Annotated in this window: 15 protein-coding genes and 3 pseudogenes; 7 read left to right on the plus strand and 11 right to left on the minus strand. The window is 72.1% G+C overall.

Annotated features, from left to right (window positions below; all coding sequences use genetic code 11):
• Positions 1-63: 63 nt before the first annotated feature.
• Both ACIQAC_RS14350 and ACIQAC_RS14355 read right to left on the minus strand, forming a co-directional pair.
• Complete coding sequence (locus ACIQAC_RS14350; RefSeq protein ID WP_402190750.1) at positions 64-1,395, minus strand: tyrosine-type recombinase/integrase; 1,332 nt, start codon at positions 1,393-1,395, stop codon at positions 64-66.
• Between the two features lies 1 nt (position 1,396).
• Positions 1,397-1,714: a helix-turn-helix domain-containing protein gene (locus ACIQAC_RS14355; protein WP_402190421.1), complete on the minus strand. Its 318-nt coding sequence runs from the start codon at positions 1,712-1,714 to the stop codon at positions 1,397-1,399.
• A gap of 466 nt (positions 1,715-2,180) precedes the next feature.
• Here ACIQAC_RS14355 and ACIQAC_RS14360 point away from each other — a divergent pair, with 466 nt between their 5' ends.
• From ACIQAC_RS14360 to ACIQAC_RS14375, 4 genes are all read left to right on the plus strand, one after another.
• Entirely contained in the window at positions 2,181-2,423 is a 243-nt protein-coding gene (locus tag ACIQAC_RS14360) for a helix-turn-helix transcriptional regulator (protein WP_369389844.1), read from the plus strand.
• Positions 2,424-2,569: 146 nt separating this feature from the next.
• The gene (locus tag ACIQAC_RS14365; RefSeq protein ID WP_402190424.1) at positions 2,570-3,061 is read left to right on the plus strand and encodes an NUDIX domain-containing protein; all 492 of its coding nucleotides are present in this window, start codon (positions 2,570-2,572) and stop codon (positions 3,059-3,061) included.
• 118 nt (positions 3,062-3,179) lie between these two features.
• Positions 3,180-3,941 carry a formylglycine-generating enzyme family protein gene (locus ACIQAC_RS14370; protein ID WP_402190426.1) on the plus strand — a complete coding sequence of 254 codons (762 nt, stop codon included), beginning with the start codon at positions 3,180-3,182 and terminating at the stop codon, positions 3,939-3,941.
• Between the two features lie 75 nt (positions 3,942-4,016).
• Complete coding sequence (locus tag ACIQAC_RS14375; RefSeq protein WP_402190429.1) at positions 4,017-4,409, plus strand: molybdopterin-binding protein; 393 nt, start codon at positions 4,017-4,019, stop codon at positions 4,407-4,409.
• 128 nt (positions 4,410-4,537) lie between these two features.
• On the opposite strand, the pseudogene ACIQAC_RS14380 reads toward ACIQAC_RS14375, so the two are convergent.
• The 3 genes and pseudogenes from ACIQAC_RS14380 to ACIQAC_RS14390 all read right to left on the minus strand — a co-directional run.
• Positions 4,538-5,697: pseudogene (locus tag ACIQAC_RS14380) on the minus strand (NAD-dependent formate dehydrogenase).
• Between the two features lie 115 nt (positions 5,698-5,812).
• Positions 5,813-6,760, minus strand: a complete 948-nt coding sequence (locus ACIQAC_RS14385; protein ID WP_402190431.1) for a LysR substrate-binding domain-containing protein — start codon at positions 6,758-6,760, stop codon at positions 5,813-5,815.
• Between the two features lie 9 nt (positions 6,761-6,769).
• Positions 6,770-6,979 (minus strand): annotated as a pseudogene (locus ACIQAC_RS14390) (hypothetical protein); the annotation flags it as partial.
• A 363-nt stretch (positions 6,980-7,342) separates the two neighbouring features.
• Here ACIQAC_RS14390 and modA point away from each other — a divergent pair.
• Genes modA through ACIQAC_RS14405 form a run of 3 tightly spaced genes read left to right on the plus strand, consistent with a single transcriptional unit; the run spans position 7,343 to position 10,190 of the window.
• Positions 7,343-8,188, plus strand: a complete 846-nt coding sequence (modA, locus tag ACIQAC_RS14395; RefSeq protein WP_402190434.1) for a molybdate ABC transporter substrate-binding protein — start codon at positions 7,343-7,345, stop codon at positions 8,186-8,188.
• A complete protein-coding gene (gene modB / locus ACIQAC_RS14400) occupies positions 8,185-9,096 on the plus strand; it encodes a molybdate ABC transporter permease subunit (RefSeq protein WP_402190437.1) in 912 nt (303 codons plus the stop codon). The genes modA and modB overlap by 4 nt, the downstream gene beginning before the upstream one ends.
• Positions 9,093-10,190 carry an ABC transporter ATP-binding protein gene (locus ACIQAC_RS14405; RefSeq protein ID WP_402190440.1) on the plus strand — a complete coding sequence of 366 codons (1,098 nt, stop codon included), beginning with the start codon at positions 9,093-9,095 and terminating at the stop codon, positions 10,188-10,190. The genes modB and ACIQAC_RS14405 overlap by 4 nt, the downstream gene beginning before the upstream one ends.
• A 144-nt stretch (positions 10,191-10,334) precedes the next feature.
• Here ACIQAC_RS14405 and ACIQAC_RS14410 read toward each other — a convergent pair whose 3' ends face one another.
• The 6 genes and pseudogenes from ACIQAC_RS14410 to ACIQAC_RS14435 all read right to left on the minus strand — a co-directional run bounded on the left by ACIQAC_RS14410 (position 10,335) and on the right by ACIQAC_RS14435 (position 14,496).
• Complete coding sequence (locus ACIQAC_RS14410) at positions 10,335-10,844, minus strand: hypothetical protein (RefSeq protein ID WP_402190442.1); 510 nt, start codon at positions 10,842-10,844, stop codon at positions 10,335-10,337.
• Positions 10,828-11,319, minus strand: coding sequence for an RNA polymerase sigma factor (locus tag ACIQAC_RS14415; RefSeq protein WP_402190753.1), 492 nt, complete (start codon positions 11,317-11,319; stop codon positions 10,828-10,830). Before ACIQAC_RS14415 ends, ACIQAC_RS14410 begins: the two co-directional genes overlap by 17 nt.
• Positions 11,320-11,449: 130 nt before the next feature.
• Positions 11,450-12,091: a class F sortase gene (locus ACIQAC_RS14420; RefSeq protein ID WP_402190445.1), complete on the minus strand. Its 642-nt coding sequence runs from the start codon at positions 12,089-12,091 to the stop codon at positions 11,450-11,452.
• Positions 12,088-12,468, minus strand: coding sequence for a sortase-dependent protein (locus tag ACIQAC_RS14425; RefSeq protein ID WP_402190447.1), 381 nt, complete (start codon positions 12,466-12,468; stop codon positions 12,088-12,090). Before ACIQAC_RS14425 ends, ACIQAC_RS14420 begins: the two co-directional genes overlap by 4 nt.
• A 378-nt stretch (positions 12,469-12,846) precedes the next feature.
• Positions 12,847-13,470, minus strand: a pseudogene (locus ACIQAC_RS14430) (sigma-70 family RNA polymerase sigma factor); the annotation flags it as partial.
• A 228-nt stretch (positions 13,471-13,698) separates the two neighbouring features.
• On the minus strand, positions 13,699-14,496 hold the full coding sequence (locus ACIQAC_RS14435) for a hypothetical protein (RefSeq protein ID WP_402190450.1): 798 nt from the start codon (positions 14,494-14,496) through the stop codon (positions 13,699-13,701).
• Positions 14,497-14,515: the final 19 nt, after the last annotated feature.

Raw genomic sequence — 14,515 nt, forward strand, 5'->3', positions numbered from 1 at the left:
CAAGCCAATCCATGCAGGCCGTTTCGCCCACCGCTCCCTCTCGTCATGTGCCGGAAGAGGCTGTCAGGCGGCCAGTGCACAACGCTGGCACGTTGCTTGCGGTGTAGGCACGGATGTACCCCCACCATCGGAAGCGCTACCTCGGTCTTCAGCGTTGGCCTCGGTGAAGGCGTCATCGATCGCCTTACGGGTGCGGATCTCGCTGGACGGCAGCAGGTGCGTGTACGTCCGCAGCGTGAAGCCTGGGTCCGAGTGGCCGAGGTACTCGGAGAGCGCCTTGATGCTCTCCCCCGCGTCCAGGAGTACGGAGGCGTAGGCGTGCCGGAGGGCGTGCATGCCGTCGTCAGGGGCCGCCTGGAGGTAGCGCGCGCCCCGCTCGCGGGGAGGGATCACGCCGGCGGCAGCCAGGGCGCGCTTCCAGTCGCCCATGTTGAAGACGCTGCGGTTGTAGGCCCGCCCCTTCTTGTCTACGAAGACGAGGCGGAAGGTCTTCGGCTCGCCGTCCGGCTTGGTCCAGGGCAGGGTGACCTCGACCGGCGGGAACTCCTTCATGTGGGCCTTGAGGGCGGCGGCGAGCTGAGCCGACAACAGCACTGACCAGATCCTGTTGCCCTTGGGCAGGGCGAAGACGAGCTTCGTACCGACCAGCCGCACCTGGCGGTTGACGTGGATCCAGCCGCCCTTGGAGTCGATGTCCTCGACGGCGAAGCCGAACACCTCGCCCTGCCGCAGACCGCAGCCGAAGGCGAGCTTGCCGCCGGCCTGGAAGCGCTTCGGGAGTCCGGCGATGACCGCGCGGACGCGCTCCAGCGACCAAGGGATGATCTTCTTCTTGGTCGCCGTCGGAAGCTTGACCGACTTCGCCTTGCACGGGTTCTTTGGCAGCAGTCCGTCCTCCACGGCTGCGCCAAGAATGCTGGAGAGGATGTCGAAGATGCCCTCGATCGTCGACACCTCCAGGCCGGCGTCCTGGAGGGTGCGGATCCAACCCTGGATAACTGAGGGCTGGTTGAGGGACCGCAGCTCGCGTCGGCCGAGGTGCTCGAGGATGTGGTTGCGGACGGTCGCCTCGTAGCGGAGCGCGGTGGTCGGGCCGACGGAGTTCGCGTCGAGCCACTTCTGCGCGTAGGCGCCGAGCGTCTGCTTCGTCTCGGCCGGGACGTCGTAGGAGCCCTGCCGGATCTCGACGTCGACCTCGGCGGCGCGCTTGTCCGCCTCGGCCTTGGTGTGGAAGTTCTCCTTTCGCTGGTGGCCGTCCAGGTCGCGGTAGCGGACCTGCCAACGCTTGCCGATGCCGTGGTCGGCGGTGGGGACCATCCGCTTCGTACGGCTCTTGTGCTCGCCGCACTCGGCCTCGGTGGGCCTGGGGTGGGACTTGTGCCAACGGTCGTGCACGTCAGCCAAGAAGGGCCTCCTGGATGGGGGTGAGGGAGTGGGAGGTGGTGTGGGACACCGGGGAGCGCGTCGGCCACGGGAGCAGCAGAGCTGCGGGAGGGGCGCCGAGCGCGACGGCGAGGGCGACGAGGTCGTCTACGTCGCAGCGGCGGCGGGCGCGTTCGGTGCGGCTGAGAGCGGTGTTGGCCGTCGGACGACCCAATGCGGTGCAGCGGGCGGCGAGCTGGTGCTGGGTCAGGCCGCGCACGAGACGTAGGTACTCGATGGCGCGGGCGGTGTGGAGGCCGGCAGGGCCTATCTCGACAGGTCGGTTGGGCATGACAGATACCTGTAACTTACATCCGGGCGCCATGGCAAGAGTTAGCTCTAAAACTCTCCAAAAGTCGTTCGAGGGCGAAGTGGCGTTCATCTCGTCGAATTCCGGTACATCGCGAGGCGTTTCGGCCGAGGCATCGTGTTAACTTCCCTCGCCGTTTTCGAGACGGGCGATTTGAACATACATAAGCCATGATGCCCGGTGGGCCAGTCACGTCATCTCTGACCGCCAGGCGTTACCTCTGAGCTGCGGAGGTACCGGATTCCGGCACCTCGACCGGTTGCTTCGCCGCGCGAAAATCCGGGCCTGGCGGGAGCGATTTCGGCAACCGGGGATCCACCCTTACTGTTTCCCTCTCCCCGGCCACGCCGAAAGAAGTAGTGAGGAGTTTCAGAACCAACTCTGGACTTTTCTCCGAGTGGTGTGGCTGTGTTGTCCAGCCCATTGTTCAAAACCGAAAAGGAGCCCTGTGCCGAAGACCCCTCCCCGTAGCACCAACGCCCCTGCCACCGCTGCGGCTGCCCAGCGCGGCCCGCTTGCCACCCCTGCGGAGGTCGCCGCCTATCTCGGGGTACCGGTGAAGACCCTCTACCAGTGGAAGTACCGGGGCATCGGCCCCAGCGTCCACAAGGTCGGCCGTCACCTGCGCTACCGCTGGCGCGAGGTGGACGCGTGGCTGGACGCCCAGACGTCGTACGACCTCACGGCCTGACCGTCCTTCTTCGAGGTCCGCTGCCTTCCGGTGTGTGAGACTCCCACCGAACGGGCTCGGGCCAAGGCGGCGGGTCCGTGGCGGCTGCGGCAGCGCTGACCGCGAGCAACGGTCCGTGCGGACCGGCACGAAGGGATACCTCATCAGTGGCGCAGCCGACCTCCGACTCCCCGTCGCCCGCCCTCGGTTCCATGACCCTGCTGGTCGCCGCCGTGATCGTGCACGACCGGGCGGCGCATCGTGTGGTGCTCATCCAGCGTGGGCCGAACTCCAGGTTCGCGCAGGGGATGTGGGATCTGCCGGTCGGGAAGAGCGAGCCCGGTGAGCCGGTGACGGCGACCGCGGTGCGGGAGTTGTACGAGGAGACCGGGCTCACCGTGCGGCCGGAGGACCTCGCGCTGGCCCACGTCATCCATGGCGCCCATGGTGTGGAGGCCCCCAACGGCTGGCTCACCGTCGTCTTCGTCACCCACGCGTGGACGGGCGAACCGCAGAACCGCGAACCCGGCAAACACGCCCAGGTCCGCTGGGTCGACGCCGACGCCGTCCCGTCGAACTTCGTGAGCAGCACGGCGAAGGCGCTCAACAGCCATCTCTTCGGCGGCCCGGACATCTCGCTGGGCGGCTGGCGCCAGTAACCCGCCACGACCGCCCCGCTCCTGGTCCTGGTCCTGGTCCTGGTCCTGGTCCCAAGGTCGGTGTCGTTTCAGGGCTGTGGACCGAGGTCTTCGGGCCCTCCTCCGATCAAGGATGGTGGTGTCCGATCGGTTCGAGGGGAGCGCGCACGTGGAGCTTGTGGACTGGGTGGATGTGCCGGCCGGGGAGTTGCTGCGCGGGACTCCCGTCGACGACATGGACGGTCTCGTCCGCCGGTACGCCGATACCGGGGTGCCGGTGGAGTGGTACCGCAAGGAGGCGCCGCGCAGACGGGTCCACGTGCCGGCGTTCCGGATCGGACGTACGCAGGTGACCGTCGGTCAGTGGGCTCCCTTCGCCGAGGAGACCGGGAGGCCGGGTGCCACCGACGCGCCCGACGACCACCCGGTCGTCGGCGTCCGCTGGGACGACGCCGTCGCCTACTGCCACTGGCTCGGCGAACGGCACGGTGTCCTGGGCGTACGGCTGCCCACCGAGGACGAGTGGGAGCGGGCCGCCCGGGGCGACGACGACCGGGAGTTCCCCTGGGGACCGGAGTACCGGACCGGGCTCGCCAACCTCGTCGACCTCGGCCTCGGCACCACCACGCCGGTCGGTTCCTTTCCCGACGGCGCCAGCCCCTTCGGCGTCCTCGACATGGCCGGCAACGCCGACGAGTGGACATCCACGCTGTACGCCCCCTACCCCGGCGCCCCCGACGACGTACCCCTCGTCGAGGACTGGGCGTTCGACCCGCACATCACCCGCGGCGGCGCCTTCCGCCACGACCGCGACCTGGCCCGCTGCGCCCGCCGACACGGCGCCTACGAGAAGGACCTGCGGTCCATCGGCGTGGGCTTCCGGCCGGCCATGTCCGCCTGACGCCGGGAGCGTCACCGCAACACCGCCCCCACCACCGTCGCGCCCGCCGGGGGTCGCTGGCCTATCTTGGCGGGCATGCAGGCATACACGATCGGTCAGGCCGCGCGGTTGCTCGGGGTGAGCCCGGACACCGCGCGGCGGTGGGCGGACGCCGGGCGGGTGGCGACCCATCGGGACGAGGGCGGGCGGCGGCTCGTCGACGGGAAGGACCTGGCCGCGTTCTCCGTGGAGCTCGCCAAGGGCGGCGGCGAGGACGAGGTGTCCTACACGTCGGTGCGCAACGCCTTCCCCGGCATCGTCACCGCCATCAAGCTCGGCGACGTCGCGGCCCAGGTGGAGATCCAGGCCGGGCCGCACCGGCTGGTGTCGCTGCTCACCCGGGAGGCCGTGGAGGAACTGGGTCTTGAGGTGGGGATGGAGGCCACCGCCCGGGTCAAGTCGACGAACGTGCACATCGATCGCGTATGAGATCACATACCCCTGCGGGTACGGGATCGCGTGCGAGCGTCGCCGTGCACCCCGGTTCTCCCTGACCGCGCCCGTCGGGCGGTGGCCTCCATCGTTCTGCACCGGTCACACCGTGACCGCGGACCCGCTCACTTGGTGACCGAGTACGAGTGCGCCCCCGTCCCCGCCAGCGCCCCGCCGTCGACGATCAGGTACTCGTCGCGGATCGGGCGGCCCGCGAACCACGACTCCAGGATCTCCCGGGTGCCGGCCGCGTAGCGGGCCTGGGCGGAGAGGGAGGAGCCGGAGATGTGCGGGGTCATGCCGTGGTGCGGCATGGTGCGCCAGGGGTGGTCGGCGGGGGCCGGCTGCGGGTACCAGACGTCGCCCGCGTACCGGCGAGATGGCCGGCGCGCAGCGCGCGGTCCACCGCGTCACGGTCCACGATCTTCGCCCGTGCCGTGTTGATGAGGTAGGCGCCGCGCTTCATCGTGGCGAGCAGCTCGTCGCCGAAGAGGCCCTCGGTCTCCGGGTGGAGCGGCGCGTTGATGGTGATGACGTCGCAGTGCGGGGCCATGTCCTCGGTCGACTCGTGCCAGGTCAGGCCCAGTTCGTCCTCCAGCGCCTTCGGCAGGCGGTGGCGGTCCGTGTAGTGCAGGTGCACGTCGAAGGGGGCGAGGCGGCGCAGCACCGCGAGCCCGATCCGGCCCGCGGCGACCGTGCCGACGTGCATGCCCTCCAGGTCGTACGAACGGGCCACGCAGTCCGCGATGTTCCAGCCGCCGTCGAGCACCACCTGGTGGGACGGCAGGTAGTTGCGGACCAGGGACAGGGTCATCATCACGACGTGTTCGGCGACGCTGATGCTGTTGGAGTACGTCACCTCAGCGACCGTCACCCCGCCCGCCACGGCCGCGTCGAGGTCGACGTGGTCGGAGCCGATGCCCGCGGTGATCGCCAGTTTGAGGTTCTTCGCGGCGGCGATCCGCTCGGGGGTGAGGTACGCGGGCCAGAACGGCTGGGAGATGACGACGTCCGCGTCGGGCAGCTCACGGTCGAAGACCGAGTCCGGGCCCTCCTTGTCCGAGGTGACGACGAGGGTGTGGCCGGCCTTCTCCAGGTAGGAGCGCAGGCCGAGTTCGCCCGAGACGCTGCCGAGCAGCTGTCCCGGGGTGAAGTCGATCGCCCCGGGCGTCGGGGTGGTCTGGCCGCCGGGGTACCGGTCGACGGTCGGAACGTCGTCGCGGGCGTACGTGGTCGGGTATCCGTCGGTGGGGTCGTCGTACAGGACGCAGAGCACCTTTGCCATGTCCCGGCTCCTCAACTGGCTGCAACTGGCTGTGCGGGAAGGTGCCGTTCACGATCCTCGGGGTCATCGCCCCAGGTCAAAGCGATCCTTGCTATGGGGACATAGGCTTTGGCTATCAGCCGCGCGGGGCCGCCGACCGGCCCAGGTACGTCCGCAGCAGCTCGTCCAGCGCGTCCCGTACGCCTGCCTCCCTCGCCACCTTCAGCAGTGCCTCCGCGAGGACCGACTGGGGTTCGCTGCGGGCCACCACCAGGCCGACCCGCGGACCGTTCGCCGGGCCCTCCAGCGGGACGACCCGCAGACCGTCGGGTACGCCGAACATGTGCAGCCAGGCGTGGGAGATCACGCTGGACCAGCGGCCGCCGGGGAGGTGGGCGTAGAGGCCGGCGACGCTGTCCGACTCGATCGCGGGGGCCGCCACGGCCCCGTCGGCGGCGAAGCACTCGTCGATGATCCGGCGGTTGCGCATCCGCGGCGACAGAAGGCAGAGCGGGAGGGTCGCGGCCTGGGACCAGCGGGCCGTCCCGGCGTCGGCGAGCGGGCCGTCGACCGGGGTGAGCAGGACGTACCGCTCCTCGTAGAGCGGGAGGCGGCGGACCTGGCGCAGGCTGTCGTCCTCCAGGTACGTCATCGCCGCGTCCAGCTCGAACTCCGCGAGGCCGTGCCGGATCTCCGCCGACGACAGCGACTCCAGGCTCACCCCGGCGCCGGGATGGCGTTCGCAGAAGGGGGTGGTGAGCAGGGACGCGACGGGCAGTGCGGTCGGTACGACGCCCAGGCGGAGCGTGCCGGTGAGGCCGCCGCGCAGCGCGGAGAGCTCCTGGCGCAGCGCGTCCTGCTCGGCGAGCATGCGGTGCGCCCAGGCCAGGACGACCTCGCCCTCGGGCGTCAGCCCCTCGTACCGGCGCCGGCCGCGGCGCACGATCGGCACGTCGAGGTCCTGTTCCAGTCTGCGGATCGCCGCGGAGAGCGACGGCTGCGAGACATAGCAGGCGGCGGCCGCGCGGGCGAAGTGGCGTTCCCGGGCGAGCGCGACGAGGTACTCCAGCTGGCGCAGCAGCATACGCGGAGCCTATGCGAGGTATCCGCCGTCCACCCTGATCCCGTCGATCCCGCTGATGTGACGGGCTCCGCAGCGGTCCTGGGGCAGCACGAGCTGAGGGCCTACGTGGTCCAGGGGGCCGGTGTCGAGGGTGACGGCGAGCAGGACGGGAGCGCGGCCGAAGTCCGGGTCGATCTCGGCCCAGGACAGCAGGGCGTGGTGGCCGTCGCCGCGGACGGCGGGGCTGCCTTGGCGTGGGGTGCCTTGAGCCGTTCCCGGCGGCGGGGCCGGCCCCAGGGCGTTGCGCAACCCGGCGCGACGGGGTGCCGCCGCGCCCACCCGTGCCGCCCCAGCGGCACAGCTGCCCGCGGCTGCGTCGGAGAGGCCGGCAGGGCGACAGGGGTTTCCGTACAAACGCACATGCGAGGGCAGGTGATGGTTGCTATGGCTCATGCGATGCGACAGGAGACTTTTCCCTGGCAGATGCGGAAGTATCATCGGCGCAGACAGTGAGCATCAGACATCGAGCTCCAGACAGTGACCAGCAGACAGTGACCAGCACGATGAGGTGGGTCCGTCAGGACCAGAGGGAGTGGACCCGTGATGACCCGTTCCGCGCGCCGGACCCGTCGGACGCTGCACGTGACCGGCGTGGCGGCCGCCGCGCTGCTGGCCCTGAGCGGCTGCTCCTCCGACGACTCCGGTGACTCCGGCGACTCCGGCGATTCGGACGCCGCCGCGGCGTCGGGGTCGGCGACGGCCTCGGCCGACGTCTCCGGCGACGTGACCGTCTTCGCCGCCGCCTCCCTCAAGGAGAGCTTCACGCAGCTCGGCAAGGACTTCGAGAAGGCCCACCCCGGTACGAAGGTGACCTTCAGCTTCGGCGGCAGTGACGCCCTCGCGGCGAGCATCACCGGCGGTGCCCCCGCCGATGTGTTCGCGTCCGCCAGCCCCAAGACGATGAAGATCGTCACGGATGCCGGGGACGCCGAGGGCACACCCGCGACGTTCGTCCGCAACCAGCTGGAGATCGCCACCCTGCCGGGCAACCCCGACAGGATCGCCTCGCTGAAGGACCTCACCAAGTCCGGGCTGAAGGTCGTGCTGTGCGACAAGACGGTGCCGTGCGGTGCCGCCGCCCAGACCGCCCTGGAGGCGAGCAAGCTGTCGCTGACGCCCGTCTCCTACGAGGAGGACGTGAAGTCCGCCCTGAACAAGGTGGTGCTGAAGGAGGCCGACGCGGCGGTCGTCTACAAGACCGATGTGCAGGCCGCGGGTGACAAGGTGGAGGGCGTGGACTTCCCCGAGTCGGCCGAGGCCGTCAACGACTACCCGATCACCCTGCTCAAGGACGCCCCGAACGCCGACGCGGCGAAGGCGTTCATCGAGCTGGTGCAGTCCGCCGAGGGCCAGAAGGTCCTCACCGGCGCCGGGTTCCTCCAGCCGTGACCGATCCCGCCCCGGAACAGGCCGGCGCCGCGGACACCCTCACCGGTGGCCCGCGGCGCCGCCGCGTTGGCGGGGGCAGGGGGTCCCGGCTCTTCGGCGGGGGCCGCAAGCGCCGGCGCCGGACCGTCGGGCGGGGTGCGCCCCTGCCGCTGCTGCTGCCCGCACTGATCGGGCTCGTCTTCCTCGTGCTGCCGCTCGTGGCGCTGCTGATCCGGACGCCGTGGCGGAGTATGCCCGACCTGCTGACCAGCACCGAGGTGTGGCAGGCGCTCCAGTTGTCGCTGATCTGCGCGACGGTGGCGACGCTGGTGTGCCTGGTGATCGGGGTGCCGCTGGCCTGGCTCCTCGCGCGCGTGGAGTTCCCCGGCCGCGGTCTCGTCCGCGCGCTCGTCACCCTCCCCCTCGTACTGCCGCCCGTCGTCGGTGGTGTGGCACTGCTGATGGCGCTGGGCCGCAACGGGGTCGTGGGGCGGTGGCTGGACGACTGGTTCGGGGTGACGCTGCCGTTCACCACCACCGGTGTGGTCATCGCGGAGGCGTTCGTCGCGATGCCGTTCCTGGTCATCAGTGTGGAGGGCACGCTGAGGGCGGCCGATCCGCGCTACGAGGAGGCCGCCACGACCCTCGGCGCGTCCCGGTTCACCGCGTTCCGCCGGGTCACGCTGCCGCTGATCGCGCCCGGTATCGCGGCCGGGGCCGTGCTGGCGTGGGCCCGTGCGCTCGGCGAGTTCGGCGCGACCATCACCTTCGCCGGCAACTTTCCCGGCCGTACGCAGACCATGCCGCTGGCCGTGTACCTGGCGTTGCAGAGTGATCCGGAGGCGGCGATCGCCCTCAGTCTGGTGCTGCTCGCCGTGTCCGTCGCGGTCCTCGCGGGACTGCGTGACCGCTGGATGACGACCGCATGACCGACCTGACGAAGAACATGAGCGACCCGACGAAGAAGACGACGACCGTGACCGGCGAGGGGCTCGACGCGCGGCTCGTCGTCGAACGCGGGTCCTTCCGGCTCGACATCACGCTGGCCGCCGCACCGGGCGATGTCGTCGCCGTGCTCGGCCCGAACGGCGCCGGCAAGACGACCGCCCTGCGCGCGCTCGCCGGTCTCGTCCCGCTCAGCGACGGCCATCTGCGGCTGGACGGGGCCGAGTTGGACCGTACGCCGCCGGAGTCCCGCCCGGTGGGCGTGGTCTTCCAGGACTACCTCCTCTTCCCGCATCTGTCCGCGCTGGACAACGTGGCGTTCGGGCCGCGCTGCCAGGGGGTGGGCAAGGCACAGGCGCGGGCCGTGGCCGCCGGGTGGCTGGAGCGGATGGGGCTCGCCGCGCACGCGGGGAGCAGGCCGCGCAACCTCTCCGGCGGTCAGGCGCAGCGGGTCGCGCTGGCGCGCGCGCTCGCGACCCGGCCGCGGCTGCTCCTGCTCGACGAGCCGCTGGCCGCGCTGGACGCGCGTACCCGGCTCGACGTCCGCGCCCAGCTCCGGCGCCATCTGGCCGACTTCGAGGCGGTCGCCGTACTCGTCACACACGATCCGCTGGACGCGATGGTCCTCGCCGACCACCTGGTCGTTGTGGAGGACGGCCGGATCGTGCAGGAGGGCGGCCCGTCCGACATCGCCCGCCGGCCGCGTACCGACTACATCGCGCATCTGGTCGGGCTCAACCTCTACCGGGGCCGGGCGGACGGGCACACGGTCCGGGTGGACGACGGTCCGGTGATCACCACCACGGAGGACCTGGCCGGTCCGGTCTACGTCGCCTTCCCGCCCGGCGCGGTCACCCTCCACCGGGAGCGGCCCACCGGGTCCAGCGCCCGCAACCTCTGGCGCTGCGAGGTCGCCGGCCTCGAAACCCACGGCGATCAGATCCGGGCGGCCCTCACCGGCGAACTCCCCCTGGCCGCCGACCTCACCACGGTCGCCGCCGCCGAACTCGACCTCCACCCCGGCAGCACGATCTGGGCAACGGTCAAGGCGACCCAGACCCACGCGTATCCGGCCTGACGCTTCAGCGACGTCCGCCGGTCGATGGCACCCGTGGGACGGCGGGGCCGGAGAAGGAGGCCGACGGCCGGCCGGGGCGGCGGCCGTCGTTCGGCGGCGATGCTCGACGGCCGGCGGCCGGGCGTGGTCGTCGGCCTGCAACCGTCAGCGGGCCGTAGGGGTGCGCGGGGTGGGGACGACCGTCGCGTGTTCCGAGGGGGTGGTTTGGTGGGTGGAGCGTGGGGGTGAGGCCACTGCTGTGGAGGGGATGCGGGAGACGTCGTCGTCGGGGCGGGCGGGGTCGGCCGGTTGTGACGGGCGGGAGGGGGTCTGGGCCGGGGACGGGGTCTTCTCCGCCGTCGGCTCGCTCGTCGGGCGCGGGGTGGGCGTCGGCGCCGGGGTGTCGCTCACCACGGGCGGCGCCAGCGGGACCGTGGGCCGGCTCGGTGCGTCGGGGGCGGCGGTCAGGGTCAGCGGTACGGCGATCAGCGCGGCGACCGCGCACACCAGACCGGCGCCGGACGCGGCGCGCAGCAGCCGGCGGCGGGCGGCCGTACGGCGGATCGTCTCGTAGCTGCCGGACGGCGGGGCGAGCCGGTCGGCGGCGGGACGCAGGATCACCGCGAGGGGGTCGTCGGGTGCGAACTCCGGGTCCTCGTCAACGCGTGTGGTCAAGGCTTCTCCTCAGATGGACGCGGAGCAGTTCGCGGGCCGCGTGGAGATCGGCCTTGACGGTTCCTTCCTTGCGCCCGGTCAGCGCGGACACCTCCCGGATCGGCATGTCGGCGTAGTAGTGGAGAAGGATCGGGACGCGCAGCCGCTCGGGCAGGGACTGCACCAGCAGCCGTACGGACGGATCGCTCTGTTCCTCGTGGGGGCGCACCGCGGCCTCGTGGGTGACGCGGCGCACCGCCCGCCGTTCCCGCTCCATTTTGCGCCAGTGGTCCCGGACCAGGTTGGCCGCGGTGACGTAGAGGAAACCGCGCGGCTCCTCGACCTTCGTCCACCGGGCCCACAGGCGGGTGAAGGCCTCCGACGCGATCTCGTGCGCCGTCTCGTCGTCGTCGACAAGACGTCGGCACCAGCCGGCCAGGCGCGGGTAGAGGGCGGCGAACAGCTCCGACGCCGCCCTGTCACGGGACCGTTTCAACGCGCTCCATGATCGTGGATCGTGGGGGGGGGAACTCATGGCTGACTCATGACTGACTCACAGACCAAGAGTCCGAACCGGTGGCCGGCGTTCCACCGGCCCGGGCCGGTCCGGACTCCGTGCCCGTGTGTCAGGGGGTGGCCGAGCGCAGCCCGGCGAAGACGATCACGTTGTCGCGGTACTCGTCGTCGCCGGTACGGGGGCCACCGCAGGTGATGAGCCGCAGCTCGGGGCGGTCCACGTCACCGTAGACGTCGTCCGTCGGGAAGTCGGCCTTGGCGACCGTCCGCAGCGACGTGACGGCGAACTCCGTGGTGGTGCCGTTCCCCAGGCGGGCCTCGATCAGGTCGCCGCGGCGCAGCCGCGACAGGTTGCGGAAGACGCCGTCGCCGAACTGACCGACGGTGACATGGCCGAGCAGCACCGACGGGCCGAGCTGTCCCGGCGTCGGCGAGTGCCCGTACCAGCCCGCCCGGTCGTGCTCGGTGACCGGCGGCACCTCCACCGTGCCGTCCGCCGCGAGGCCGAGCCGGATCACCGGGGTGTCGACCCCGATCGACGGGATCAGCAGCCGGACGGGCACCGAGCGGGCGACGGCCCGCACGGAGTCCGACGACGACCGCGGCGCGGGGCTGCCAGAGGCGCGACCGGCTCCCGAGGCCCCCTGGTTCCCCCGGTCCGCCTGATCCCCTTGGCCGCCGGCGCCGCAGCCCGTGAGCAACGCGGCCGTCACCCCCGCGGCGAACGCCCGCCTGGAGAGCGACGGGGTCATACCCCGGACGCCCGCCGGCGCCGTACGACGAAGACCGCCGCACCGGCGGCGAACACCGCGGCGGCGCCGCCACCGAGGAGACCGGCCGACGGACCCGGGTCCGAGGCGGTCGGCACACCGGTGTCGGGCGCGCCGTTCGGGACGACGGGGACCTGACCCGGGGCCCGGGTGGGCGCGGCGCTCTCGGCCGGGGCGGGGCGGGACTCCTCCTTGGAGGGGACGACGCTCGGCTCGGCGGGCGCGCGGGTGGGCGCGGCGCTCTGCTCGGACCGGGGCGGGCTGGGGACCGGGGTCGTGCTGTCGGCGAGCGCGGGGGCGGTGCCCGCGAGCACGGCGGTGGCGGTGAGTGCCAGGACACTGAGGACAGTTCGGCGCATCGGATCGCTCTCTTTCGTCGGACCGCCCGGCCCGCCGGCGATGAGTTCGGCGGAGGCGGACCGTGTGACGGATCGAGCGGAGAGACGAGGCAGGGGGGAGGCGGGTTGTAAAGAGATGGCAAAGTCGCAGGGGGTGCCGATCCCAACCGCGCCCCCGGGGGCGGGGTGCCGATCCCAACCGCGCCCCCGGGGCCGGGGTGCCGGTGTCGGCCGGCACCCCTGGGGCGTCGAGTGGCGTCAGGCGGCCGTCAGTTCCGTCGGCCGCCGGTGCTCCGCCTTCGCCTCCCCCGCCACTGACCCCGCCACCGACCCCACCGCCGATCCCGCCACCGAACCCACCGATCCCGCCACCGAACCCGCCGATCCCGCCACCGATCCCGCCGGTCCCGCCGCCGATCCCTCCGCCTCCGCCAGCAGTTGGGTCAGCGTCGCCCGGGCGCGGGCCACGCGGGAGCGGACCGTGCCGACCGGGCAGTCGCTGACCTCGGCGGCCTCCGCGTAAGGCAGGCCGACGAGTTGGGTGAGGACGAACGCCTCGCGGCGCTCCTCCGGCAGCGTCGCGAGCAGGTCGAGCAGCGCGACCCCGTCGTCGAAGCCGGGCAGGCCGCGCGGTTGGGCGAGTTCGACGGCCAGCTGCCAGTCCGTGGTGTCGGCGATCCGGGGGCGGGCGGCGCTGTAGCGGTAGCTGTCGATGACGGCCCGGCGGGCGATGGACAGCAGCCATGCCCGCGCCGAGGACCGTCCCTCGAACCGGTGCAGACTGCCGAGCGCCCGCAGGAACGTGTCCTGCGCGAGATCGTCCACCGCCTGTGGATCGGCGCACAGATGGGCGACGTACCGCAGCACGTCCCGGTGCAGGGCGCGCACGAACTGTTCCACCGCCTCCGCGTCCCCGCCCCGGGCGGCCAGCGCCCAGGCCGTTATGGCGTCGTCGATCTGCTGGGTCCTGCCGTGTCTGTCCTCGCTCGGGCCGCGCGGAGCGGGCTGCGCTGAGGTGATCACCTGGTGTCCTTGTCGGGGTCGACCGTGCACCGGGCCGCCGCGGCGCGCGAGGGCGCGGGCGGTCCGGTGTGGTGAGCGGGAGTCGGCCGTGGGACGCCGCTGGTGGACGCGCGGGGGTGCGCGGATCACCCGCTACGGGGGTGTCCGGACCGCCGCCCGGTCAGGGGCGTGCGTGTACGGCCGTAGCCCGGGGCGCGCTGGGGGCAGCCCCGGGTCAACCGGCTGTCGTCAGGCGACAGCGGTTCCCGCGGGCGGTCCCCGGAGGGTGATCGCGTGGACGAGGAGGAGGAGCCGTGGCGCGCGGCCGGTCTCGCGGCGGCGGCCCGGGACGCGCGGCCGGTCCGGTACGACCGGTACGGCGAACAGCAGCCGCAGGGGCGCGGCGAGCCGGCCGGCCACGGACCGCAGGAGGCCGAAGAGGGCCTTCTCCCCGAAGGCCAGCCAGAGTCCGCTCAGCAGCGCGGCCAGCAGGTGCGCGGCGAGCATGCCGAGGGACGACGAGCCGTCCATGGAGTGGCCCATGTGACCGAACAGGCCGAGCAGACCGAGGAGTCCGGGGCCGCCGACGTCTCCGGCGAGCGCGCCGGCGTGCTCGGCATGGGACATCCCGGGCATGTCGGCCATGCCGCCCGCCCCACCCATGCCGCCCATGCCGCCCATGCCGCCCATCGACATGTGGGACATCGACGGCATGCTCTGCGCGTGGCCGCCCATGTCCATGCCGCCCGAGCCCATGCCACCCGGGCCCGTACCGCCCGCGCCCCGTCCGCTCGTCGACTGCGCGAGGGAGAAGGCCGAGTGGAGCAGGGTCTGGGCGGCGACGGCGACGGTGACGACGACCGCGAGTCCGCGTTCGCGGCCCGCGAGGCACCACCCCGCGGCGAAGGTTCCGCCGACTCCGGCCGCGAGTATCGGGGCGGGTACGTCGGTGCCGGACATCATCACGTGGCCCACGGCGGCGAGCAGCACACAGACGGCCGCGAACAACGCGGCCCGTACCGTGCGAGAACACCACCCTGCGGCCATGGCGCCTCATCCTCGCATC

Source organism: Streptomyces sp. NPDC088387 (assembly GCF_044753385.1).
Taxonomy (GTDB): domain Bacteria; phylum Actinomycetota; class Actinomycetes; order Streptomycetales; family Streptomycetaceae; genus Streptomyces.

Bases quoted from the DNA above. Each gene is read 5' to 3' on its own strand.
- ACIQAC_RS14375 (WP_402190429.1), top strand. From the start codon at position 4,017: ATGCAGGCATACACGATCGGTCAGGCCGCGCGGTTGCTCGGGGTGAGC.
- ACIQAC_RS14355 (WP_402190421.1), bottom strand. From the start codon at position 1,714: ATGCCCAACCGACCTGTCGAGATAGGCCCTGCCGGCCTCCACACCGCC.
- ACIQAC_RS14435 (WP_402190450.1), bottom strand. From the start codon at position 14,496: ATGGCCGCAGGGTGGTGTTCTCGCACGGTACGGGCCGCGTTGTTCGCG.
- modA (WP_402190434.1), top strand. From the start codon at position 7,343: ATGACCCGTTCCGCGCGCCGGACCCGTCGGACGCTGCACGTGACCGGC.
- ACIQAC_RS14420 (WP_402190445.1), bottom strand. From the start codon at position 12,091: ATGACCCCGTCGCTCTCCAGGCGGGCGTTCGCCGCGGGGGTGACGGCC.
- ACIQAC_RS14385 (WP_402190431.1), bottom strand. From the start codon at position 6,760: ATGCTGCTGCGCCAGCTGGAGTACCTCGTCGCGCTCGCCCGGGAACGC.
- ACIQAC_RS14405 (WP_402190440.1), top strand. From the start codon at position 9,093: ATGACCGACCTGACGAAGAACATGAGCGACCCGACGAAGAAGACGACG.
- ACIQAC_RS14425 (WP_402190447.1), bottom strand. From the start codon at position 12,468: ATGCGCCGAACTGTCCTCAGTGTCCTGGCACTCACCGCCACCGCCGTG.